The 21,183-nt window shown below is 72.3% G+C and carries 22 protein-coding genes; 7 read left to right on the plus strand and 15 right to left on the minus strand.

Annotation, left to right across the window (positions count from 1 at the left end; translation table 11 throughout):
• Positions 1–30: 30 nt before the first annotated feature.
• From BJ999_RS02280 to fbaA, 8 genes are all read right to left on the minus strand, one after another.
• Positions 31–1,314, minus strand: a complete 1,284-nt coding sequence (locus tag BJ999_RS02280; protein ID WP_179831712.1) for an adenylosuccinate synthase — start codon at positions 1,312–1,314, stop codon at positions 31–33.
• 186 nt (positions 1,315–1,500) lie between these two features.
• Positions 1,501–1,923 carry a DUF3151 domain-containing protein gene (locus BJ999_RS02285; protein WP_179831713.1) on the minus strand — a complete coding sequence of 141 codons (423 nt, stop codon included), beginning with the start codon at positions 1,921–1,923 and terminating at the stop codon, positions 1,501–1,503.
• A gap of 39 nt (positions 1,924–1,962) precedes the next feature.
• The gene (locus tag BJ999_RS02290) at positions 1,963–2,487 is read right to left on the minus strand and encodes a GNAT family N-acetyltransferase (protein ID WP_229810184.1); all 525 of its coding nucleotides are present in this window, start codon (positions 2,485–2,487) and stop codon (positions 1,963–1,965) included.
• Positions 2,488–2,541: 54 nt separating this feature from the next.
• Positions 2,542–3,147, minus strand: a complete 606-nt coding sequence (locus tag BJ999_RS02295; RefSeq protein WP_179831714.1) for a TIGR03086 family metal-binding protein — start codon at positions 3,145–3,147, stop codon at positions 2,542–2,544.
• 118 nt (positions 3,148–3,265) lie between these two features.
• Positions 3,266–4,117 (minus strand): maleylpyruvate isomerase N-terminal domain-containing protein, encoded by an 852-nt coding sequence (locus BJ999_RS02300; RefSeq protein WP_179831715.1) that lies wholly within the window; start codon positions 4,115–4,117, stop codon positions 3,266–3,268.
• Between the two features lie 91 nt (positions 4,118–4,208).
• Positions 4,209–5,243, minus strand: a complete 1,035-nt coding sequence (locus BJ999_RS02305; RefSeq protein WP_179831716.1) for a carboxymuconolactone decarboxylase family protein — start codon at positions 5,241–5,243, stop codon at positions 4,209–4,211.
• 297 nt (positions 5,244–5,540) lie between these two features.
• A complete protein-coding gene (locus BJ999_RS02310) occupies positions 5,541–5,990 on the minus strand; it encodes a winged helix-turn-helix transcriptional regulator (protein ID WP_179831717.1) in 450 nt (149 codons plus the stop codon).
• 72 nt (positions 5,991–6,062) lie between these two features.
• Positions 6,063–7,085: a class II fructose-bisphosphate aldolase gene (gene fbaA, locus BJ999_RS02315; RefSeq protein ID WP_179831718.1), complete on the minus strand. Its 1,023-nt coding sequence runs from the start codon at positions 7,083–7,085 to the stop codon at positions 6,063–6,065.
• 169 nt (positions 7,086–7,254) lie between these two features.
• Between fbaA and BJ999_RS02320 the strand changes: the two genes are divergently transcribed.
• Both BJ999_RS02320 and BJ999_RS02325 read left to right on the plus strand, forming a co-directional pair.
• Positions 7,255–7,980, plus strand: a complete 726-nt coding sequence (locus tag BJ999_RS02320; RefSeq protein ID WP_179831719.1) for a DedA family protein — start codon at positions 7,255–7,257, stop codon at positions 7,978–7,980.
• Between the two features lie 72 nt (positions 7,981–8,052).
• A complete protein-coding gene (locus tag BJ999_RS02325; RefSeq protein WP_179831720.1) occupies positions 8,053–8,454 on the plus strand; it encodes a RodZ domain-containing protein in 402 nt (133 codons plus the stop codon).
• Here BJ999_RS02325 and pyrE read toward each other — a convergent pair.
• A complete protein-coding gene (pyrE, locus tag BJ999_RS02330) occupies positions 8,451–8,987 on the minus strand; it encodes an orotate phosphoribosyltransferase (protein WP_179831721.1) in 537 nt (178 codons plus the stop codon). The genes BJ999_RS02325 and pyrE overlap by 4 nt on opposite strands.
• Before the next feature lie 58 nt (positions 8,988–9,045).
• Here pyrE and BJ999_RS02335 point away from each other — a divergent pair, with 58 nt between their 5' ends.
• Positions 9,046–9,570 (plus strand): lipase family protein, encoded by a 525-nt coding sequence (locus BJ999_RS02335; protein WP_179831722.1) that lies wholly within the window; start codon positions 9,046–9,048, stop codon positions 9,568–9,570.
• A 124-nt stretch (positions 9,571–9,694) separates the two neighbouring features.
• Here BJ999_RS02335 and BJ999_RS02340 read toward each other — a convergent pair whose 3' ends face one another.
• The 5 genes from BJ999_RS02340 to BJ999_RS02360 form a co-directional block, all read right to left on the minus strand.
• Complete coding sequence (locus BJ999_RS02340) at positions 9,695–10,342, minus strand: tetratricopeptide repeat protein (RefSeq protein ID WP_229810185.1); 648 nt, start codon at positions 10,340–10,342, stop codon at positions 9,695–9,697.
• A gap of 81 nt (positions 10,343–10,423) precedes the next feature.
• Entirely contained in the window at positions 10,424–11,773 is a 1,350-nt protein-coding gene (locus tag BJ999_RS02345; protein WP_179831723.1) for an NYN domain-containing protein, read from the minus strand.
• A gap of 281 nt (positions 11,774–12,054) precedes the next feature.
• Positions 12,055–13,386, minus strand: a complete 1,332-nt coding sequence (locus BJ999_RS02350; RefSeq protein ID WP_179831724.1) for a sigma-70 family RNA polymerase sigma factor — start codon at positions 13,384–13,386, stop codon at positions 12,055–12,057.
• A 94-nt stretch (positions 13,387–13,480) separates the two neighbouring features.
• A complete protein-coding gene (locus BJ999_RS02355; RefSeq protein WP_179831725.1) occupies positions 13,481–15,106 on the minus strand; it encodes an alkaline phosphatase D family protein in 1,626 nt (541 codons plus the stop codon).
• A gap of 109 nt (positions 15,107–15,215) precedes the next feature.
• Positions 15,216–16,202 carry an NAD-dependent epimerase/dehydratase family protein gene (locus BJ999_RS02360; RefSeq protein ID WP_179831726.1) on the minus strand — a complete coding sequence of 329 codons (987 nt, stop codon included), beginning with the start codon at positions 16,200–16,202 and terminating at the stop codon, positions 15,216–15,218.
• A 247-nt stretch (positions 16,203–16,449) separates the two neighbouring features.
• Between BJ999_RS02360 and BJ999_RS02365 the strand changes: the two genes are divergently transcribed.
• The 4 genes from BJ999_RS02365 to BJ999_RS02380 all read left to right on the plus strand — a co-directional run bounded on the left by BJ999_RS02365 (position 16,450) and on the right by BJ999_RS02380 (position 18,482).
• Complete coding sequence (locus BJ999_RS02365; RefSeq protein WP_229810186.1) at positions 16,450–16,869, plus strand: hypothetical protein; 420 nt, start codon at positions 16,450–16,452, stop codon at positions 16,867–16,869.
• A 1-nt stretch (position 16,870) separates the two neighbouring features.
• On the plus strand, positions 16,871–17,542 hold the full coding sequence (locus BJ999_RS02370; RefSeq protein ID WP_179831727.1) for a transcriptional regulator: 672 nt from the start codon (positions 16,871–16,873) through the stop codon (positions 17,540–17,542).
• Positions 17,543–17,588: 46 nt separating this feature from the next.
• Positions 17,589–18,041, plus strand: coding sequence for a roadblock/LC7 domain-containing protein (locus BJ999_RS02375; protein ID WP_229810187.1), 453 nt, complete (start codon positions 17,589–17,591; stop codon positions 18,039–18,041).
• 69 nt (positions 18,042–18,110) lie between these two features.
• On the plus strand, positions 18,111–18,482 hold the full coding sequence (locus tag BJ999_RS02380; RefSeq protein WP_179831728.1) for a hypothetical protein: 372 nt from the start codon (positions 18,111–18,113) through the stop codon (positions 18,480–18,482).
• A 67-nt stretch (positions 18,483–18,549) separates the two neighbouring features.
• On the opposite strand, the gene clpB is transcribed toward BJ999_RS02380, so the two are convergent.
• Positions 18,550–21,147, minus strand: a complete 2,598-nt coding sequence (clpB, locus tag BJ999_RS02385) for an ATP-dependent chaperone ClpB (RefSeq protein ID WP_179831729.1) — start codon at positions 21,145–21,147, stop codon at positions 18,550–18,552.
• Between the last annotated feature and the right edge of the window lie 36 nt (positions 21,148–21,183).

Genomic DNA, 21,183 nt, shown 5'->3' on the forward strand with positions numbered 1-21,183 from the left:
GGAACGGGTGAGCTCAAGGGGAACGCGAGGTCAGACCAGGGGTCGTAGGGAAAGGGTCTGGGTGCGGCCTGGGCCTACGCCGATCGCGGAGATCTGGGCGCCGGACATCTCTTCCAGCGCCCGGACGTACGCCTGCGCGTTGGCGGGGAGGTCCTCGAACTTCTCGGCGCCCGTGATGTCCTCCTGCCAGCCGTCCAGGTACTCCAGGACGGGCTTGGCGTGGTGGAACTCGGTCTGCGTCGTGGGCAGCTCGTCCACCCGGACGCCGTCGACCTCGTAGGCGACGCACACCGGGACCTGCTCCAGGCCGGACAGGACGTCCAGCTTCGTCAGGAAGTAGTCGGTGATGCCGTTGACGCGGGTTGCGTAGCGGGCGATCACGGCGTCGAACCAGCCGCAGCGGCGGTCGCGGCCCGTGGTCACGCCGTACTCGCCGCCGGTCGTGCGCAGGTACTCGCCCTGCTCGTCCAGCAGCTCGGTGGGGAACGGCCCGGACCCGACACGGGTCGTGTAGGCCTTGAGGATGCCGATCACGCGGCTGATCTTGGTGGGGCCGACGCCGGAGCCCGCGCACGCGCCGCCGGCCGTGGGGCTGGACGACGTCACGAACGGGTAGGTGCCGTGGTCGATGTCCAGCAGCGTGCCCTGCGCGCCTTCCAGCAGGACGACCTTGCCGTCGTCCAGCGCCTTGTTCAGGACGAGCGTGGTGTCGGCGACGAACGGCTTGAGGCGCTCGCCGTAGGCCAGGTACTCCTGGACGATCGGCCCGGTCTCGATGCGGCGGCGGTTGTAGACCTTCGTCAGGACCTGGTTCTTCTCGCGCAGGGCCAGGTCGAGCTTCTGCGTGAGGATGTTCGGGTCGAACAGGTCCTGGACGCGGATGCCCATCCGGTTGATCTTGTCGGCGTAGGTGGGGCCGATGCCGCGGCCGGTGGTGCCGATCCGGGCCTTGCCGAGGTAGCGCTCGGTGACCTTGTCGAGGGCACGGTGGTGGGGCATGATCAGGTGCGCGTTCGCCGAGATCAGCAGCCGCTCGCAGCCGATGCCGCGGTCCCGCAGGCCGTCGATCTCCTGCAGCAGCACGGCCGGGTCGATCACCACGCCGTTGCCGATCACCGGGATGACGTCGGGCGACAGCACTCCGGACGGCAGCAGGTGCAGCGCGTAGCTCTTGTCGCCGATGACCACGGTGTGGCCCGCGTTGTTGCCGCCCTGGTAGCGGACGACGTAGTCGACGTCCCCACCGAGCAGGTCTGTCGCCTTGCCCTTGCCCTCATCTCCCCACTGGGCACCGACAAGAACGATGGCAGGCATGCCACTTTCCTTCCCACGACGAAGGCCCCGGTCGCTGCAAGCGCGAAGGGGCCTCTTGCGATCAAAGCGTACCCGCAGGAGGGCGACAAGGAAACCGGAGGCCGGCCGGGCCGTGGGAGGGCCCGCCCGCCTTTCCCTGGCGGCCGGGCCCTCGGACGGTCCGCCGGCGGCGGACCGTCCCGTGCGTCAGGAGCCGTTGAGGGCGTCGGCGGCCTCGGCGCTGCTGTCGCGCAGGAACGTCTTGCAGCGCTCGGCCTCGGACTCTTCGCCGATGGCTGCGGCGGCCCTGGCGAGGGCGTGCAGGGCGCGCAGGAAGCCGCGGTTCGGCTCGTGCTCCCACGGGATGGGGCCGTGGCCCTTCCAGCCCGCCCGGCGCAGCTGGTCCAGCCCGCGGTGGTAGCCGGTGCGGGCGAACGCGTAGGAGTCGATGACGCTGCCCTTGGCGAAGGAACGGTCGGCCAGCTCGGCCCACGCGCCCGGGTGGTCCGGGTGGCGCGCGGCGACCTCGAACGGGTCGACGCCCTCCTCCAGGGCCGTCCGGGCCTCGACGTTGTCCGGAAGTTCGGTCGGAGCGGGGCCGCCGAGCAGGTTCTGGGTCATGCCGGTCATGGTAAGCGGGCGCCCCCGTCCGGATTCAACCGGCCGGGGTCAGGCGGGCACGGGGAGCGGCAGGCGGAAGTGGGCGGAGCCGCCGTCCCTGGTGGATCGGGCCGCCGGCCAGCCGCTCCGGACGAACATCAGCGCCTGCCGGTTGGTGAGGATGACGTCCGCGTCGAACTCGGTGATGCCGCGCCGTCCGGCGAGCTCGGACAGGCAGCCGACGAGGACGCTGCCGAGGCCCCGGCGCTGCCAGGGGTCGGCGACGAGGACGGCGAGGTCGGCGCGCCAGGTCCGCGATGCGTCGCGGACGTACTCGGCGATGCCGAGGATCTCGTCCCCGTCCAGCGCGACGAGGGCCTCGCGGTCCCAGTGGTCGAGGCTCTCCAGGAGGCCGACGTAGTGGTCGGGTATGCGGGGCATGCCGGAGAAGAAGCGCGTGTAGAGACTGGCGGCCGACAGCCGGTCCGACATCCGCCGCACGCGGTCGCGGTCGGTGACGCCGTACGGGCGGATCCGGACGTCGTCCGGCGCGGTGGGGATGCGGGCGACGCTGCGCACATCGAGTTGCTTCACGAAACTTATTGGATCGCAGAAAGTTGTGTGAAGCAACCTCCTGGGAGGGTCCTCTCAGGTCATCGGGCGGCGGCCGAGGAAGGCGACGAGCCGGTCGCCGGGCGACGCGTGCGGGCGGGGATCCACCGGCTCGCCGAACAGCGGCCGCCGGCAGCGGGGCGGCGCCAGCGTCCTCGACACGTCCAGGAGGTCGGCGGCCAGGTCCGGAGGGAGGGGACGCCTCTCTCCGGTCGCCTGGGCGATGTCCCAGCCGTGCACGGCCGCTTCCAGGGCGCCCGCGCCGGCCACCGCCTCGACGGGGAGGCGCAGGTCGCCGACCGCCGCCGTCCCCGCGCCGCGGTCCGGGCGGCCGGAGGCGGCCATGGAGTGGCGGAGCAGGCGGACGGCGCGGACGCGCAGCGCCGACACCGGGTCGCCGGACGCGTCGACCGCGACCGGACGGATGCCGACCCGGCCCGCCGCCAGGCCCTCGTGCACCGCCGCGAGGGAGTCGTCGACGTGCAGCAGCAGCATGTTGAGATCCCATGCCGCACACGGCGTCGGGTGCGCGAGCATGGACCGCGTCACGGGCTGGACGGCGGTCAGGAGAAAACCGATCGAGCGCTCCAGGATGCACGCGCTCGATCGGGGGGGCGCCGATGCGCCGGTCGCCTCACGCATTCGGCTCCTCAGCTCGCTGGAATGATCACCTGTACAGACCTCCGGCGCGGCGAGAAGTCATCGGTGACGGCGGCCGATTCCCCCGTGAGGGGGGCCGGCGAAAGCGAAGCGTCGCCGTTTATGAGGGAAGACGCATGATGCGGAGGAATGCGGGGAGCACCCAGGGCCGCCGGCCCCGAATGACGACCTTTCGGCTCAGCACCGCCCGCGCTCTGCCGATCCGTCCGAACAGCATCAGGTTGAGCGCCGTCGGGTCGAAGAAGAGCCGCACGTCGGGGCGGTCGCCGGGCTCCTCCACGGTGACGAACCCGTCGGTCATCGCCATCACCACGGGGGCGGTGTGGTCGGAGCGGAACTCGACGGCGATCCGTCCGGCGGGCGCGGGGCCGTGGCCCTCCAGCAGCCGCCCGTACCCGTACTCGGTCACCCCGACGAGGAACATCTCGAAGAAGGGCGCCGCCTCCTGCGGCGGGACGTCCCAGCGCATGCGCATGGGCCGGGCCATGTCGCGCCCGTGGATCTGGAGCTCGTTGAGCAGATGCGCCAGGAGCCCGCCGACCGGGACGCGCGAGCCTCCCAGCCAGGGCAGCGCCGTCGCCGGATCGGCGTCCCGGGTCGCCGTCAGGAGCCGGTCGATATCGCGGACCAGGACGTCCGCGAGCGCTTGCGGATCGCGCTCGGGGAAAAGGCGCAGCAATTCCTCGTTCGCGGTGTCGACCGTATCGACGATCGTGCTCCGGATGAGGTCCTCGGATACGGCCAGTGGATCCTCGCAACCGGCGGGATCGACCATCTGGTGATACATCCGTGCGAGGGTGGCGACGTGCGCCGCCGTATCGGTGACCGTCCAGGTGGCGGTGGCCTTGGTCTGGGAACCGGGCGAGGTCAGCAGCCCGGCGAACCGGTCGCCGGTCTCGCGCAGATACTTCCGGGTCGCCGCCCAGTTCTCCTCGGTGAGCCGAACCACCATGGGCCGATGGTCGCAATTTCCTGCGGGCCGGGCAAGGGCCCCGAGGAGGACGGAATTGTGCGAGGCGGCCCCGGTCGCCGCGGTCCGCAGGTCAGGCCGTCGCCGCCCGCGCGGCGGTGAACGCGGCCCATGCGAGGCATCCCAGCAGGCGGGCGTCCGCGCCGTCGTCGCGGCGGAACTCCGCGATGACCGCCGGGCCGACCCGGTACGAGGCGAGCGCGGTCAGCAGCACGAGCCGCCCGGCGGGACGGTCCGGCGCGGGCAGACCGCCGACGGCCTCGTCGATCCGCGCGGGCTCGGCCGTGCGCCCGTCCCATCCGGCGAGCTCGGCGGCCAGCAGGTCCCGGACCGGCTCCGGCACCACCCGCTCGCCCGCCCGGTCGATGACCGCCGACGCGCGCGCGAACGCATCGGCGATCACCTCGTTGCCCGCCGTCCAGGGCAGGTCGCCGGACGCCGGCGCGGCCGGCAGCAGGCCGAGGGACTCGCCGGGGGCATGGCGGGCGCGCGAGCTCGCGGCCATCAGGCGGCCCACCACCCGGCTCACCGCGCCGTGCGCCCGCACCGGGGCGTTCGGGGGGAACGGCGACTCGCCCAGGAAGATGTTGACCATCCGGTTGTAGTAGTGGAAGACGAACGCGGTCCCGACGATCTCGGGCGCCTGCTCGGGCGGGAACGGTCGCTCGGGGGCCCCGGGCGTGCCGAACCGTTCGCCCCACCCGGCGACCGCGCGGATGTGCGGGTCGCCGATGTCGCCGAGCCTGCCCGCCGCGATCGCGGCCGCGTCGCGCCCCCGCACGAGGCCGTGCAACGTGGTGCTGTGCGCCGCCACGCAGTAGGGGCAGGAGTTGCCGAGCGACACCGCCGCGGCGGCGGCCTCCTTGGCCGCGCGGTCGGCCCTCCCCGTCGCGACCAGGGTCTCGCGCAGCATCATCCACACGGCGGCGAGCAGGTCGGGGACGGGGGAGTGCAGGATCACGGGCGGCGCGAGGATGCCGAAGTCGCGTTCGAGCTGGTCGTAGACCCGCGCGACCAGCCCCTCGGCGGAGGCGTGGCGGACGAGCGAGACGTGCGCGATCTGTTCCTCCGCGCCGCTCCGGGCCACCCGGACGAAACGGTCGTTCATCGAACCGCCGATCAGTCGCGGGTCAGCGGCGGCGGTAGCGTACCCAGGCCCCCGGCGGCCGCGGGTCGACCACGGCTGCCGGCGCTTGAGCAGCTCTTTCTTCTCCACGCCGAACCGCGCGCCCTGCCGTCCTCTCTGCGCGCCTGCGCTCGGATGGTACCGAGGGAGGGCGGGAAGCACAGCCGCTCCGCCGAGGTTCGCGAGTCCTCGGGCCGCGTCTCGGCCCGTCCGGAAAGGGCCCGTCCGGAAAGGGAGGCGAGGCGGGAACCGACTCCGGTCGGAGGGGCGTCCGGCTGATCAGGCGCTGGGGCCGGGGCGGGGGTCGACGTCGGCGGGGCCGAGGTGCGCACCGCAGGAGCCGCACGTGAACGCGGGGGTCAGCGTGCCGTCGCAGCCCCGGTGTCCGATGATCAAGGGCGGGCCGCCGGGCGCGTAGTGGCGGTCGCCCCACATCATCAGGGTCATGACCGCGGGCCAGAGCTCCACGCCCTTGCGGGTCAGCCGGTACTCGTGCCGCTCCGGCCGCTGCTGGTACGGGACGCGGCGCATGATGCCCTCGTCGCAGAGCCGGTTGAGCCGGTCGGTGAGGACGTTGCGGGCCACGCCCAGGGCGTCCTGGAAGTCGTCGAAGCGCCGCACGCCCTGGAACGCGCTGCGGATCAGCAGCATCGTCCAGCGGTCGCCCACGACCTCCAGCGAGCGGGCGATCGAGCAGTTCTGCGAGTCGTACGTGCGGGGCAGTGCCACGCTTCGGAGCCTACCCGCGTTTCGTCAGGCAACGGGCGTGGCCGGGGGCCGTGCGGCCCCCGGCCGGCTCCGCTACTTCAGCTTCTTGCCGGCGGACTGGAGGTTCTCGGCGGCCTCGACGATGCGGGCGGCCATCCCGGCCTCCGCCGCCTTGCCCCAGGCGCGCGGGTCGTACTGCTTCTTGTTGCCGACCTCGCCGTCGACCTTCAGCACGCCGTCGTAGTTGCGGAACATGTGCTCGGCGACCGGGCGGGTGAAGGCGTACTGCGTGTCGGTGTCGACGTTCATCTTGACGACGCCGTACGACACCGCCTCCCGGATCTCCTCCAGCGTGGAGCCCGAGCCGCCGTGGAACACCAGGTCGAACGGCTTGTCCTTGCCGTACTTGGCGCCGACCGCGTCCTGGATCTCCTTGAGCACCTCGGGACGCAGCCTGACCGAGCCCGGCTTGTAGACGCCGTGCACGTTCCCGAACGTCGCGGCCAGGATGTAGCGGCCCTTCTCGCCCACGCCGACGGCCTCGGCGGTCGCGAGCGCGTCGCCCGGCGTCGTGTACAGCTTCTCGTTGATCTCGTTGGCGACGCCGTCCTCCTCGCCGCCGACGACCCCGATCTCCATCTCCATGATGATCCGGGCCTTGGCGCACTCCTCCAGCAGGTCGGCGGCGATCCGCAGGTTCTCGTGCAGCTCGACCGCGGACCCGTCCCACATGTGCGACTGGAACAGCGGCTCCTCGCCGCGCGCCACCCGCTCCTGCGAGATCTTCACCAGCGGCCGCATGAAGCCGTCCAGCTTGTCCTTCGGGCAGTGGTCGGTGTGCAGGGCGATGTTCACCGGGTACTTGGCCGCCACGACCCGGGCGTACTCGGCCAGCGCGGTCGCGCCCGTGACCATGTCCTTCACCGTGGAGCCGGACAGGTAGTCGGCTCCGCCGGTGGACACCTGCACGATGCCGTCGCTCTCGGCCTCCGCGAACCCGCGCAGCGCGGCGTTCAGCGTCTGGCTGGACGTCACGTTGATCGCGGGGAAGGCGAAGCCGTCGCGCTTCGCACGGTCGAGCATCTCCGCGTAGACCTCGGGCGTTGCGATGGGCATTGTCAGCGTCCTTTCATACGCAGGGTGCCGCCGGGCATCCGGCCGGGCGGTAGCTCCCGGACGTCCGCGTACCCAGTGACTGCCCAGGTCACGCGGTTTCCGGGTCGGGCATGCCGTCCGCGCCCAGTATCTCGCCTAATCGGAGCGTGGGGAAAGGTACGCTCGCGGTGTGGATCTCACTGCCCTTCCCCTTGACATCACCGAGTGGCTGCATCCCACCGCATGGCTGCAGCTTTTCGGCACGTTCGCGACGATCGGCGTGCTCGCCATCATCTTCGCGGAGACCGGCCTGCTGGTCGGCTGCATCCTTCCGGGCGACTCGCTGCTGTTCACGGCGGGGATCCTCACGGCGGTCTCGACCGTCAACGGCCAGGAGTTCCAGTCGCTGTCGCTGCCCTGGCTGCTGGTCGGCGGCCCGGTGGCGGCGATCGCCGGCGCCCAGCTCGGCCACTTCCTCGGCGCCCGCTACGGCCGCAGGCTCTTCGACCGGCCCGACTCGCGCATCTTCAAGCAGGAGTGGGTGGAGAAGGCCGAGCACTACTTCAACCGGTTCGGCCCCGCGAAGGCGGTGGTGCTGGCCCGATTCATCCCGATTGTCCGGACGTTCCTGAACCCGCTCGCCGGGATGCTCGGCATGGACGCGAAGAAATTCTTCATCTGGAACGCGATCGGCGGCATCGTCTGGACGGACGCGCTGTTCCTCCTCGGCCACTTCCTCGGGTCCGAAGTGCCCGACGTTGAGAAATACATCCTCCCGGGCGTAGCGGTCATCCTGGTTCTCTCGGTCATTCCGATCATTCGGGAGGTCCTGAAGGGCCGCAAAGCGGACCACGGTCCGAATAAGAATGGTCCGGAAGAGTCCCGTCCGTCGCTCAGCGGTGACAGTTATCGCTAACCTCCCCATGTGGGACGTCACCGGTCGGACCCTAGGGGTCTCGCGCGCATAGTCATCGCGGCCTTGGCCGTGATGGCTGCCTTGGCCCTGCTCATCGTCGGGGGCATGGCCCTGGTCAACGCGATCATGAGCGAGCCCGACAAGAAGGGCCCGGCGACGGGGGCCTCGCCGTCGGGTGGCGGCGGGCGGACCACGCCCAGCAGCAACGAGACCACGACGTCGCCCACGGCGCCGCTCCCGCTGGTGATCCGCGTGACCGGGCAGCCCACGACGGTCGTCGTCCGCGTCGCCGACGCCGGCGGCAAGGTGCTCGCCAACAGCACGCTCAACACCGGCGACACCCTGCAGTTCAAGGAGGCGCCCCTGCAGGTCGTCGCCCTCAACGGCGGCTCCCTGCAGGTCGCGATCTACGGCAAGGTCCAGCCGCGCGAGCCGAACGGCCAGCGCGCCCAGTGGCTCGTCAAGGCCCGCTAGCCGAGACCGAGGTCGGCGACCTCGTAGGGGTGCCGGTACTCCAGGCCCTCCCCGGCGATCCGGTCGGCAGCGCCGCGCTCCAGGATCGTCGCGACCGCCACCACCTCCGCCCCCGCCTCGCGGAGCGCCTCCACCGCCGTGAGCACGGAGCCGCCCGTGGTCGAGGTGTCCTCCACCGCGAGGACGCGCCGGCCCGCCACGTCCGGCCCCTCGATCCGGCGCTGCAGCCCGTGGGCCTTGCCCGCCTTGCGGACGACGAACGCGTCCAGCGCCCGTCCGCGCGCCGCCGCCGCGTGCAGCATGGCGGCGGCCACCGGGTCCGCCCCGAGCGTCAGCCCGCCCACGGCCTCGTAGTCGAGGTCGGCGGTCTCGTCCAGCATGACCCGTCCCACCAGCGGGGCCGCGGCCCCGTCCAGCGTCACCCGGCGGAGGTCCACGTACCAGGACGCCCGCTTGCCCGAGGACAGCACGAAGTCCCCGTGCACTACGGCCTTGTTCTTGATCTTCTGCAGCAGCTCTTCGCGATCGCTCACGTGCAGAACCCTAATCACCCTGCGTACGCGCTCCGCCGCCGCCGTGTACGTTCGCGGGGTGACACCCGGAACCGTCGTCCTGCTGCACGCCCCCGGCGCCACCGCGGCCTCCTGGGGCGACCTGCCCGAGATGCTCCGCTCCTACGGCCTGGACGTCGTGGCACCGGACGTCCCGGACGACGCCGGCCCCCGCTACATCGCCCGCGTCTCGCTCACCATCACCGCGACCGACCCGGTGCCCCCGCTCGTCCTCGTGGCCCACGGCGCCGCCGGCCCCCTGCTGCCCGGCATCGGCCTCGCCCAGCGCGCCGCCCACCGCCCCGTAGGCGGCTACGTCTTCGTCGACGCCGATCTCCCCCGCCCGGCCCGACACGACCACGGCGCCCCGCAGGACGACCTCCCCACGGCCCCAGATTGGCCGGAGGCGCCCTGCGGCTACCTCCGCACCCACGCGGACCGCTCCGCCTCCCCCAAGCACGATCAGGCCGTCAGAGAGGCGCACCTGCGCGGCTGGCCCGCAACCGAACACGAGCCCCCCACCGCCGCAGCCCAATCCCTAAGCGAACTCATAGCCCGGTTGTGAGGTGTCTTTCCAGGGGGACGCCTCCTGGGCAGACACAGCGCGGGTCGGGTGGCTGGAAGGCGCTCCAAGCGCCTGGAGGTCGCCCGGCTCGTGACGGGGGTTCCAGGGGGCGCCCCCTGGGGGATCAGGAGTTCTTTAGGAGGTCGTCTAGGAGGGCGTCGTAGTCGTCTTCGTTGCGGCCCAGGTCTATGCGGGCGCGGTAGCGGAGGCGGAGGAGGGCTTCGAGGCTGTCCTCGGCCAGGGCGACGTCGTCCAGGCCCGGGGTGAGGGAGTCGGCGTCCGGGGCGGGGGCCTCGTCGGGGCCGCCGCCCATGCCGGTGCCCACGGCGCGGTCGCGGAGGGCCAGGACGACGTCGGCGCCGCTGGTGGCCCATTCGTGGGCGCCGGTGGCGTCGCCCTGGGCGTAGAGCACCTCGGCGACGGCGCGGTACACCTCGGGGTCGCGCGGCTTGTCGGCGCGGATCTCGTCGACGAGGGCGCGGGCCTCGTCACCGCGGCCCAGTTCGAAGAGCGCGTCGGCGAGGTAGGCGCGCGGGTCGCCGTAGGTCTCGCCGCCGTCCTCCATGGCCCTGCGGTACAGCTCGGCGGCCCTCGCGTGGTCGCCGGCGTGCTGCCACTGCTCGCCGGCGCGCAGCAGGACGTTGGCGCGTGTCACCCCGCCGGACACCGACTCGGCCAGCTCGGACAGCCGACGGGCCGCCGAGATGTGATCGCCGGTGCGCAGGGTGTCGAACTCCAGGTCGTCGAGATCGTCTTCCGTCACATGCGTCACGGTTCAACGCTACCCGGCACCGCCCGGCCGAAGCGGGCGAATCGATGATGATCGTGGAATACCGGTGCTAATGACTGGACGTCACCTGCGTGAACGTTCGAGCGCGTCCCAGAAGCCGCGGCGCAGGGCGTGGCGGACCTCGTCGTGCAGCAGGAAGTCGATGGGCAGCGAGGAGCCCTGCAGGAGCCGGGCCTCCAGGTCGGACGGCATGCGCGGCTTGCGGGCGAGGACGGCCTCCAGCCACAGCGCGGGGGCGTCGCGGGCGACGGACTCGCCGAAGTCCTGGCCTTCCTGGTGGGCGGCCTTGACGGCGTCCGAGAGGGTCGGCGTCTGCTGCACCGGGACGGGGGAGATCTGCTGCGGGCCGGTGTAGGGGCCGTGCTGGCCGCCGGACGGCGCCGGCTGCGAGTGCATGGTCTGCGGAGGAGGCGGCGGGGAGGGCGCCGGGATGGGGGAGGAGGTGTACTGCGGGCTGGGGGATGAGCCGTACTGCGGGCTGGAGGGCGGCGGCGCGGGCGGAGACGGGGCCTGCGCCGGGGACGGCGCGGCCGTCGGGGCGGGGTTCGGCGGGAGCGGCAGCCCGCCGGTGCCGTAGGACGATCCGCCGAGCCCGCCGCCCGTGCCGCCGGGCAGCGGCATGGGGCCGGTGCCGTAGGACGATCCGCCGGCCGGCGAGGATCCGCCGCCCAGCCCGCCCGTCATGGCCGGGCCGAGGTCGCGGACGGCCGGGGACGGGGACGCGGGAGCGGGCGCGGGCGGGATGCTCAGCGGGGACGCGGGCGGCGGCCCGTTGCTCGACGTGCTCTGGAGCGGGCCGAGCGAGGCGGCGTGCCCGTTCGTGGCGCCGTGCCCGTTGGACAGCGGGCTCGTCCCGAGCGAGGAGCCGCCGTCGACGCCGGCGAGAAGGTTGACGTAGGGGCGCAGGTGGCCGGAGCCGATCTCGATGAGGTCGTCGCACTCCTGGCGCAGCACCCGGGAGATCGTCCAGTTGCCGTCGACGGCGACGTGCACGACCGTGACGCGGACGCCGAGGTCCTGGGCGTCCGCGACGACCTGGGCGAGGTCCTCGTCGCCGCTGACCAGGACGGCGTCGGCGAGCGCGGCGTTGCGGGCCAGGGCCATCAGGTCGCGGTGGATCTCGGTGTCGACGCCCTCGCGGCGGCCGGGGCGGATCCGGCCGAGCCGCAGCTTGAGGCCGGGCAGGTCGGCCAGCGCGTCGTGCTCGGGGTTGCGGCGCCCCTCGACCGTCGCCTCGTACCAGTAGCAGCGCAGCAACGGCATGCCGGTGCGTTCCCTGGCGAGGTTGCCGAGGAGTTGCAGGAGGCCGCCGAAGTCCCACGAGACGGTCTCGCGATGGCGCGTGCCGTGTACCGCCATGGCACCGTCCGCCAGCAGGTAGCCGGCGTCCACGAACAGCGCGCAGCGATCCATGCGGCACCGTCCTTCCTCAACACGGGAGCTCACAGCGTGCCCATTTCGGCGTAACGTCACCGGGCGCTTATAGCGTAGTGAAGCCCGTCTGCCCGGTAGGCCGTTACGGCGATTCGCCACTCTTTCATGGCAAGCCGCCGGTTGGCGACTCCTCGGTAACAAGGATTCGGGAGCCGCGGCGGACGCTACCAGCCCTTTAGGCTCCGTCCGGCCCTTCCGAAGGATCTTTACGGGAAGAATCAGGTGGCGGGTTCAGTCCAGGCGTGCCCGCGACCCTCGCTTCAACCCCGGATGGCGGCCGTGGCCGTGAGCGGTGCCGTAAGGGTGGCGCAGTGCCGTATGGAGGGGATTTCGCCGCTTGGCAGGTCGATGTCCAGATGGACGCCCACCTCGGCCGACAGCAGCGGCACCCGCATTTTGATGTGGACCAGCAGCCCTCCAGGGCTTTCGATCGGACGAGATGGGGCCGGGCTGGGCTCGGCGGGCTTCTTCACATGCGGCGGTCTCTCCCGAGGCTTCGGCGCCGGGTGCGGTGGCCGGGCCCGAGGCTCGGCCGCAGCCGGACGGACGGGAGCGTGCCGCTTCGCAAGGGGCTCAGCGGCGGGCGGCCTGGCCGCGGGCGGCGTCACGGCGGGCGGTCGGGCGGCGGGCGGGGCGACCGGCTCGGCGGCGGGCGGCGGTGTGCGCGGTTCGGGTGCGGGCCGGTCGTCGGACACGAGCGTCAGGCCGAGGGCCACGGCCCCGGCGACGGTGACCACGGCCCCGGCGAGTACCTGTTGCTGCCGCCTGGGCAGGCGCCGCACCCACAGGAAGAAGCCGCCCCTGGACGCCAGGTAGGCGGCGCTCGCCGAGCCCAGGACGAGCGGTCCGATGACGTCGCGCAGCGCTGTGCTCACATGGGCCAGTTCCCCATGGAGGCTCTTGCAGCGCTTGCAGCCGTCCAGGTGGCGCTTGACCCTGCGGGACTCGCGGCCCGGCAAGGCGTCGCGCACGTAGGCGCCGAGCTTGTCCAGGACGGGACGGCACGCGTCGCCGGCGTCGAGGCCGTTCAGGTGCATCTGCAGGTAGGCCTCCCGCAGCCCCTCGCGGGCCCGGTGGGCGAGCGCGGCGGTGCCGTTCGCGGTCAGGCCGAGGATCGGGCCGACGTCGACCGGCTTCCCGTCCTCGACCTCGGTGTGCCAGAGGACGGTCTGCCATCGCGCGGGCAGCGACAGGAACGCCCTCGCGACGATCGAACGCTCCCACTCCTCGACCGCGGGGTCGTCGAAGGGCTCCCCGACGTCGTACGTCCCGGTGTCGTCGGTGGGGTGGACGTCGGGGCGCTGCCGGTCGTAGACCGTCCGCCGCACGGCCGTGAGCAGGTAGGGCCGGAACCCGGAGTCGGGCCCGCCGCCGCGCCTGAGGACGGAGAGGACCTTCGCGAACGCGTCCTGGACGGCGTCGTCGGCGGCTTCGCGCCCGGCCAGATGGCCGGCGAGCCCGCGCGCGGCGGGCAGGTGCCGCTGGTAGAGCGTTCCGTAGGCGGCGTCGTCCCCCTCACGGATCCGGGAGATGAGCGCGGCATCGCTGGGCTCGGCGTCGCCGGGCGCCGTCCTGTCGTCCCCTGGCTCCATGCTTGCTCATTGTGACTGAGTGACCACTTGTTGTCGCTCGTTTTGGTCACAGATATCAACGCGAGCCGCGTCATGGCCGGGACACCCAGCCCCGTCACGTGATGCCGGCGCGTCCCATCTCGGACATCGTGCCGCTGGTCCCCGGCGTCTCCCACCGCACGCCGCAGTCGCGTCCGGACAGCTCGACGGTGGCGATGGCGTTGTCGAACCAGGGGCCGCTCGTCATCCGCCACCGGACCGGCGGGGCGGGCACCTTCGCCAGCTTCGCCAGGAAGCGGAACGGCCGTCCGGCGGCCCGCGAGTAGGCGATGCGGTTCGCCCACCGGAACTTGCCCTCCAGCGGGTTGCGCAGGGGCGAGCAGACGATCTGGGTGATCTTCGACTGGGTGGCGGGCTCGGTGATCCGCGCCAGGTAGGAGTAGTGGATGTCGCCGGACAGGAACGAGATGCTCGCCGGCGCGGGGCCGCGCTCCCCGCGCCCGACGGAGACGACGCCGGCGGCGACGGCGCGGAACGACCGTTCGAACGCGGCCCAGTGCTCCAGGTCGGCGGCCTGGCGGATCTTCTCGCCGACCGCCGCGCCGCGCCTGCCCCACGCGCCCTCGGCGACGGCCTCGTTCCACGACTCGGCGTGGTGGATCGCCATGGGCAGCAGGTAGGGGAGCGAGCTGGCGATGAGCAGGTGGTCCATGCCGCCCTGGCAGCGGCCGTCCAGCCAGTCGAACTCCTCGTCGTCGAGCATGCCGCGCCGGTCGGCCGTGAGCAGGCGGGAGCACCGGCTGTCGACGACGATCAGGCGCGTGCCGGCCCAGTCGTGGGAGTAGCTCCAGCGCATGGTCTCGGGGTGCTTGTCGGCCTTCTCGGCGAACGCGTCCAGGACGTCGCCCGCGTCGCCGGTCTCGTCGGAGGCCGCCCGGACGGCCTCGAAGACGGCATCGGACGCCCGGTCCTGGGGCGACATGTTCCCGAGGTGCTGGTAGATCCAGTACGACCCGATGCCGCCCGTGATGCGCGCCTTCCACCAGGGCTGGGCCCACATCTGCCGGCGCCAGGTGTAGGAGGTGTTCCAGTCGTCGCGGATGTCGTGGTCGTCGAAGATCGTGAAGGTGGGGACGGTGGACAGCAGCCACCGGACGGCCGGGTCGTCGTGCCAGGCGAGCTTGTAGAGCTGGGTGTAGTCCTCGTAGTCGGCGACCTCGCCGTCCGGCGGCGAGCCCGGGGCGCGGCGGCCGCCGATGAACTCGCGCATCTGGGGGGTCAGCTCGTCGGCGTACACCTGGTCGCCGACCATGAGCAGGACGTCCGGCCAGACGGCGTCCTCCCCGCCGGTCCGGAGCCTGTCGGCGAACGCGGTGAGGGCGTCGTGCCCGTACTCCTCCACGGTGCCGGGCGAGCGGCGGCAGGAGCCGAAGGAGATGCGCAGCTCGCCGTGCTCGCGCAGGGTCCTGATCTGGGACGGGGGGAATCCTGCGCCGGCCTCGGGCCAGACGGTCTCGCCGTCCGCCACCACCTCGTACGGGATCCGCGCCCCTGGCGCGAGCCCGTCGATCTCGACGACGGCGTAGTGGTGGCCGTGCGCCGTGAAGGTGCGGGCGGCGGCGTCGACCCCCTGCTCCCGGTTGACGACCCTGACCTCGCACGGACGATCGGTCTCCACCCAGATCGTCGCGGTGCGGTGACTCACGTGCCGGAGGTGGGGGCCGAGTACCAAAGCGGTCATAGAACGCCTCTCTAGCGGACGGGCGCCCCTGTGTCCACCGCGCGGCCGGCCGCACGGCGTCCCTGTGACCGGGCCGCGAGGGTGGTGAGGGCCGGGCCCGCGCCGGAGGTCAGCGGGGGTTCAGGACCTCGTCCTCCTTCTCGGGAGGCAGGCCGAGCACGGGACGGTCGGGACGCTGCGGTGCCGTGCCGCCTATCGACTGGAGCCAGGCCCAGGTGTCCGCGACCGTCTCCTGGACGGGCCTGCAACGCAGCCCCGCGGCAAGGGCCTTGCCGACGTTGCCCTGGTGCAGGGTGTCGTAGTCCTCGCCGGGCGGAAGCCAGGCGGGAAGGTCGGTCCACGGCTCGATGCCCGCTTCCAGGATCGTTTCCGGGGCCGTCCAGACGAGGTTCGCGCTCGACCCCGTCACGTCGGTGCAGGCTTGGAGCAGCTCGCCCATCGTCGTGTGGCCGGGCGGGCTGACCAGGTCGTAGGGGCCGCCGAGTCCGTGTTCGACGGCGTCCAGGGTCCAGATGGCGAGGTCCCGCACGTCGATGTACTGGAGACCGGCGTCGCGCGGGCCGGGCGCCAGGACGTCGCCGCCCCGCGCCATACGTGACAGCCACCAGGGCAGCCGCCCGATGTTCTCGTACGGGCCCAGGATGAGGCCCGCCCGCACCAGGAGGGCGTTGTCCCCGTACACGTCGAGTGCTGCCAGTTCTCCGCCGCGCTTCGCCGCCGCGTAGTCGACCTCGCCGTCGTCCGGGGAGCCGTCGACCACCTCGGCTTCTTCGCCGAGCCCGGACGGTTCTGGATACCGGTACACCGAACGGCTGGAGATGTAGACGTACCGCGCGACACGTCCATCGAGCAGGCGCGCCGTTTCTCGGACGACGAACGGTGCGCCGGACCAGGTGTCGACGACGGCGTCCCATTCCCCGTCCTCAAGCGCCTTGAGGCCGCCCTCTGCGGTGCGGTCGCCGCGCAACGACGCGACTCCCTGGGGCGGCTCATGGCGCCCCCTGTGGAAGACCGTGACGTCCCAGCCGCGGGCAAGCGCCTCTTCGGTGATGGCACGTCCGACGAACTCCGTCCCGCCCAGCATCAGAAGCCTCATGAGAGAACTCTGCCTTCTGTACGTTCTGTACGGAACGACTGCACGCTCACAGCGTAAAGAGCCGCCCCGGCGCGCCGGCCGACGCGATTGCGGACGACCCCCATCGGTGGCCCGGAGGGAGCCGATTTCCAGGGCCGGCGCCTCACAACGATCCTGACCGCCCGTCATACCGTGCGGTATTTATACCCCATACATGATTGTCGCGGGAAATTTACGGATTGGCGTTGCGAGCGGCAATGTTCTGGCTATGGTCGAGTTCTTGCAACTCTCATTCGGTGGGGAAATGGGCTTGGGCATTGACGGGTGCCTCGCGTCGATGATGACCATTCCGGGGGCGCGGCGGGTCACGCTGGTCGACTGCGCCAGCGGGCTCGCCGTGGCGGCGGCCGGCCGGGAGGACGTCCTCGACCAGCACGAGGACGCGGCCGGCGCGACCGACGTGGTGCGGGCGGTGCTGGCGTCGCCGGCGCTCAGCGCCACCGCGGCGGGTGACGACGTCGAGGAGATCATCGTTTGCGGAACGGACGGATATCACGTGTTGGCCCTGACCGGAGCGAATCTCGACGGGCATCTCTTCGTCCATTTACTGCTCGATCGGGAAAAGGGCAACATCGCGCTCGCCCGGCTCCGCATGCGCGACCTCCTCGGCGAGATCACGGGCGGATGACATGGCGGACGCGAACGCGGGAGGGGTCGCCGGAGCCTTGGCGGCGCTGGAACGGGAGAAGGCCACCGGCCTGCTGCGGGTGGGCGGCGACGGCGCGTTCCATGTCGACCGCGGGGCCGTCACCCTCGCCGAGAGCCGGCACACGCCGGGTCCCGGCGACCTGCCGGACGGGCCCGACCCGGAACTGGCGGGGCTGCTCGCGATGTTCGACGCCGCCTGCCTCCTGCTCGCCTCGCGGGCCGAGCCGGCGTTCACCGAGGGGCCGCCGGGCGGCGGCTCCCGGCGGGTCACCGTGGCGACGCTCGTCCACGAGCAGCGCCGCCGCCGCGCCCTCCTCGACGCCGCCTGGCCCGACGGGAGCGTGGACGTCGCGCCGGTGGTGCCGGTCCGGCGCGTCAGGCGGCAGCGCGTCATCCTGACCGGCCTCCAGGCGGAGATCCTGCTCAACGCCGACGGCCTGCGCACCCCCGCGCAGCTGGCCGGCGAGCTCGGGCGGACGGTGTTCGCGTGCCTGCTCGCCGTGCGCGGGCTCGCCGCGGCGTCGCTGGTAAGGACCGGCCCACCGGACGGGCCCGGCGCCGCGCCGGTCCGGGACGAGGTCTCCGCCGACTGGGCGCCCGCGGACCGCGACCTGCTCGTCCGGCTCCACACGGCGCTGGTGGAGCTCCGCTGATCGTGCTGGGGACCGAGTGGCTCACTTGATCGAAAGGCTGGCGAAGGTGGCGAAACGAGCGGGGGCGGGCCTACCGGGCACGCCCGGCGGGCCGGGCGCGGGGGCCGCGGCGGTGCGGCCGGCCGAGCAGGCGGTGGTGGCCGAGCTGAGGTCGCTGCGGGCCCGCGTCCCGCAGCTCGGCGGGAGCCTGGTGGCCTCGGTGGACGGGCTGCTCATCGCGCACGACCTGCCCGGATCGGTCGAACCCGCGGGCATGGCGGCCGTGACGGCGACGGGCCTGTCCCTCGCGCACCGGATCGCGCAGACGGCGCACGGCGGCGCCTTCCACGAGGTCGTGATCCGCGGCGTGGACGGCTACGTGGTCATCTACGCCGCCGGCCCCACCGCGTCCCTCACCGTCCTCGCGGATCCGGACGTCAACGTGGGCCGCCTCCACCTGGAGTCGCGGCCCGCCGCCCGCGCCGTCGCCGCCTGCCTCACGGGCACGCGCCGTCCCTGACGGAGCGGCGCCCACGACGGCGCGGCACCACGACAACGAACCACCCACGACCAGGAAAGAGGAGTACCCATGTCGAACCTCGACCTCGCCCTCAAGGACATGATGACGATCGACGGGGCCATCGGCGTCGCCGTCGTCGACTACAACAGCGGGATGACCCTCGGCCAGCTCGGCAGTTCCAAGGGCCTCGACCTGCAGGTCGCGGGCGCCGGGAACACCGAGGTGGTGCGCGCCAAACTCCGCACGATGGAGCAGCTCGGCATCAAGGAGGAGATCGAGGACATCCTCATCAGCATCTCCAGCCAGTACCACGTCATCCGGCCGGTCACGGGCCGCAAGGGCAAGGGGCTGTTCCTCTACATGGCCCTCGACCGCACCCGCGGAAACCTGGCGCTGGCCCGCCACCGCCTCCGCGAGATCGAGGAGAACCTCGAAGTCTGACGCACCGCGAAGGCGGCCCCGGGGGGAGTCCCCGGGGCCGCCTTTCTCACGTCACCTCGTCAGCGCGTCACTTCGTCAGCTTCAGGCCGCCGGACCGCTGTACGGTCAGGCGGTCGGCGGCCTCGTCGAGGTCGACGACCACCTCGTCGCCGTCGCGGACCTCGCCGGACAGCAGCTCGCGGGCGAGCTGGTCGCCGATCGCCGTCTGCACGAGGCGGCGCAGCGGGCGCGCGCCGTACAGCGGGTCGTAGCCGGTCAGCGCTAGCCACTCGCGGGCCGCGGGCGTGACCCGCAGCGTGAGCTGCCGGTCGGCGAGGCGGTCGGCCAGCCGGTCCACCTGCAGGTCGACGATGCGGGTCAGCTCGTCGGTCGACAGGGCGTCGAAAAGGATCACGTCGTCCAGGCGGTTGAGGAACTCCGGCTTGAACGAGTTCCGGACGGCGTTCCACACCGCCTCCCGCTTGGCCCCGTTCTCCAGCGTCGGGTCGACGAGGAACTGCGACCCGATGTTGGACGTGAGGATGAGGATCGTGTTGCGGAAGTCGACCGTGCGGCCCTGGCCGTCGGTGAGGCGGCCGTCGTCCAGCACCTGCAGGAGGATGTCGAAGACCTCCGGATGCGCCTTCTCCACCTCGTCCAGCAGGACCACCGAGTAGGGGCGGCGCCGGACGGCCTCGGTGAGCTGGCCGCCCTCCTCGTACCCGATGTATCCGGGCGGCGCGCCGACCAGGCGGGCGACGCTGTGCTTCTCGGAGTACTCGCTCATGTCGATGCGGGTCATCGCCCGCTCGTCGTCGAACAGGAACTCCGCGAGCGCCTTCGCCAGCTCCGTCTTGCCGACGCCCGTCGGGCCGAGGAACAGGAACGAGCCGGTCGGGCGGTCGGGGTCGGAGATGCCCGCGCGGGCGCGGCGCACCGCGTCCGACACCGTGCGGACCGCGGCCTCCTGCCCGATCAGCCGCCGGCCGAGGTCGTCCTCCATGCGCAGCAGCTTCGCGGTCTCGCCTTCGAGCAGCCGCCCCGCCGGGATGCCGGTCCAGGACGCGACCACGTCGGCGACGTCGTCCGGGCCGACCTCCTCCTTGACCATCGTGTCGCGGGTCTCGGTCGCCTCCGACGCCTCCTCCAGCTGCTTCTCCAGCGCCGGGATCTCGCCGTAGACGAGCCGCGAGGACGTCTCCAGGTCGCCGTCGCGCTCGGCCCGCGCCGCCTCGCCGCGCAGCTGGTCGATCCGCTCCTTGATCTCGCCGACCCGGTTCAGCTCCGCCTTCTCCCGCTCCCAGCGGGCGTTCACGCCGCTCAGCTGCTCCTGCCTGTCGGCGAGGTCGGCGCGGAGCCGTTCGAGGCGCTGCCGGGACGCCTCGTCGGTCTCCTTCTCCAGGTTCATCTGCTCCATCTTCAGCCGGTCGACGGCGCGCTGCAGCTCGTCGACCTCGACCGGCCGGGAGTCGATCTCCATGCGCAGCCGGGACGCGGCCTCGTCCACCAGGTCGATCGCCTTGTCCGGCAGGAACCGGGAGGTGATGTAGCGATCGGACAGCGTCGCCGCCGCCACCATCGCCGAGTCGTTGATCTGCACCTTGTGGTGCGCCTCGTACCGGCCCTTCAGCCCGCGCAGGATCGCGATCGTGTCCTCGACGGTCGGCTCCCCGACGAACACCTGCTGGAACCGGCGCTCCAGGGCGGCGTCCTTCTCGATCCGCTCCCGGTACTCGTCCAGCGTCGTCGCGCCGATCATCCGCAGCTCGCCGCGGGCCAGCATCGGCTTCAGCATGTTGCCGGCGTCCATCGCGCCCTCGGCCGCGCCCGCCCCGACGACGGTGTGCAGCTCGTCGATGAACGTGACGACCTGCCCCTCGCTCTGCCTGATCTCGTTCAGGACGGCCTTCAGCCGCTCCTCGAACTCGCCGCGGTACTTCGCGCCCGCGACCATCGCGCCGAGGTCCAGCGAGACCAGCCGCTTGCCGCGCAGCGACTCGGGGACGTCGCCCGCGATGATCCGCTGCGCCAGGCCCTCCACCACGGCCGTCTTTCCGACGCCGGGCTCGCCGATCAGCACCGGGTTGTTCTTCGTCCGGCGCGACAGCACCTGGATCACGCGGCGGATCTCCGGATCGCGGCCGATGACCGGGTCGAGCCGGCCGTCGCGGGCCGCCGCCGTCAGGTCGACGCCGTACTTCTCCAGCGACTGGTAGGTGCCCTCGGGGTTCTCGCTGGTGACGCGGGCGTGGCCGCGCACCTTCTCGAACGCGTCGAGCAGCGCCTCCGGCGTCGCGCCGAACTCCTTCAGCAGGCCCGCCGCCGGACCCCCGTCCGCCGCCAGCCCGACCAGCAGGTGCTCGGTCGAGACGTACTCGTCCTCCAGCTGCTGCGCGCGGTTGGCCGCCGTGTTGACCGACCGCTGGAGCTGGCCGGACAGCCGCGGCGTCGCCACCGTCGACCCCTGCGCCTTCGGCATCGCCGCGAGCTGCTCCTCGGCCCGCCGCCGGATCACCTGCCAGTCGGCGCCGACCGCCTCCAGCAGCGGCACCGCCGTCCCGTCCGGCAGCCCGATCAGCGCCACCAGCAGGTGCTGCGGATCCACCTCGGGGTGCCCTTCGGCCGCCGCCCTGCGGACCGCGACCGACAGCGCCTCCTGGCTCTTCTGCGTCAGCTTGTAGTCCATGACCCCACCCCGTAGCCGTGTTCCATCTGGGGGACC

It is taken from the genome of Actinomadura citrea, assembly GCF_013409045.1.
Taxonomy (GTDB): Bacteria; Actinomycetota; Actinomycetes; order Streptosporangiales; family Streptosporangiaceae; genus Spirillospora; species Spirillospora citrea.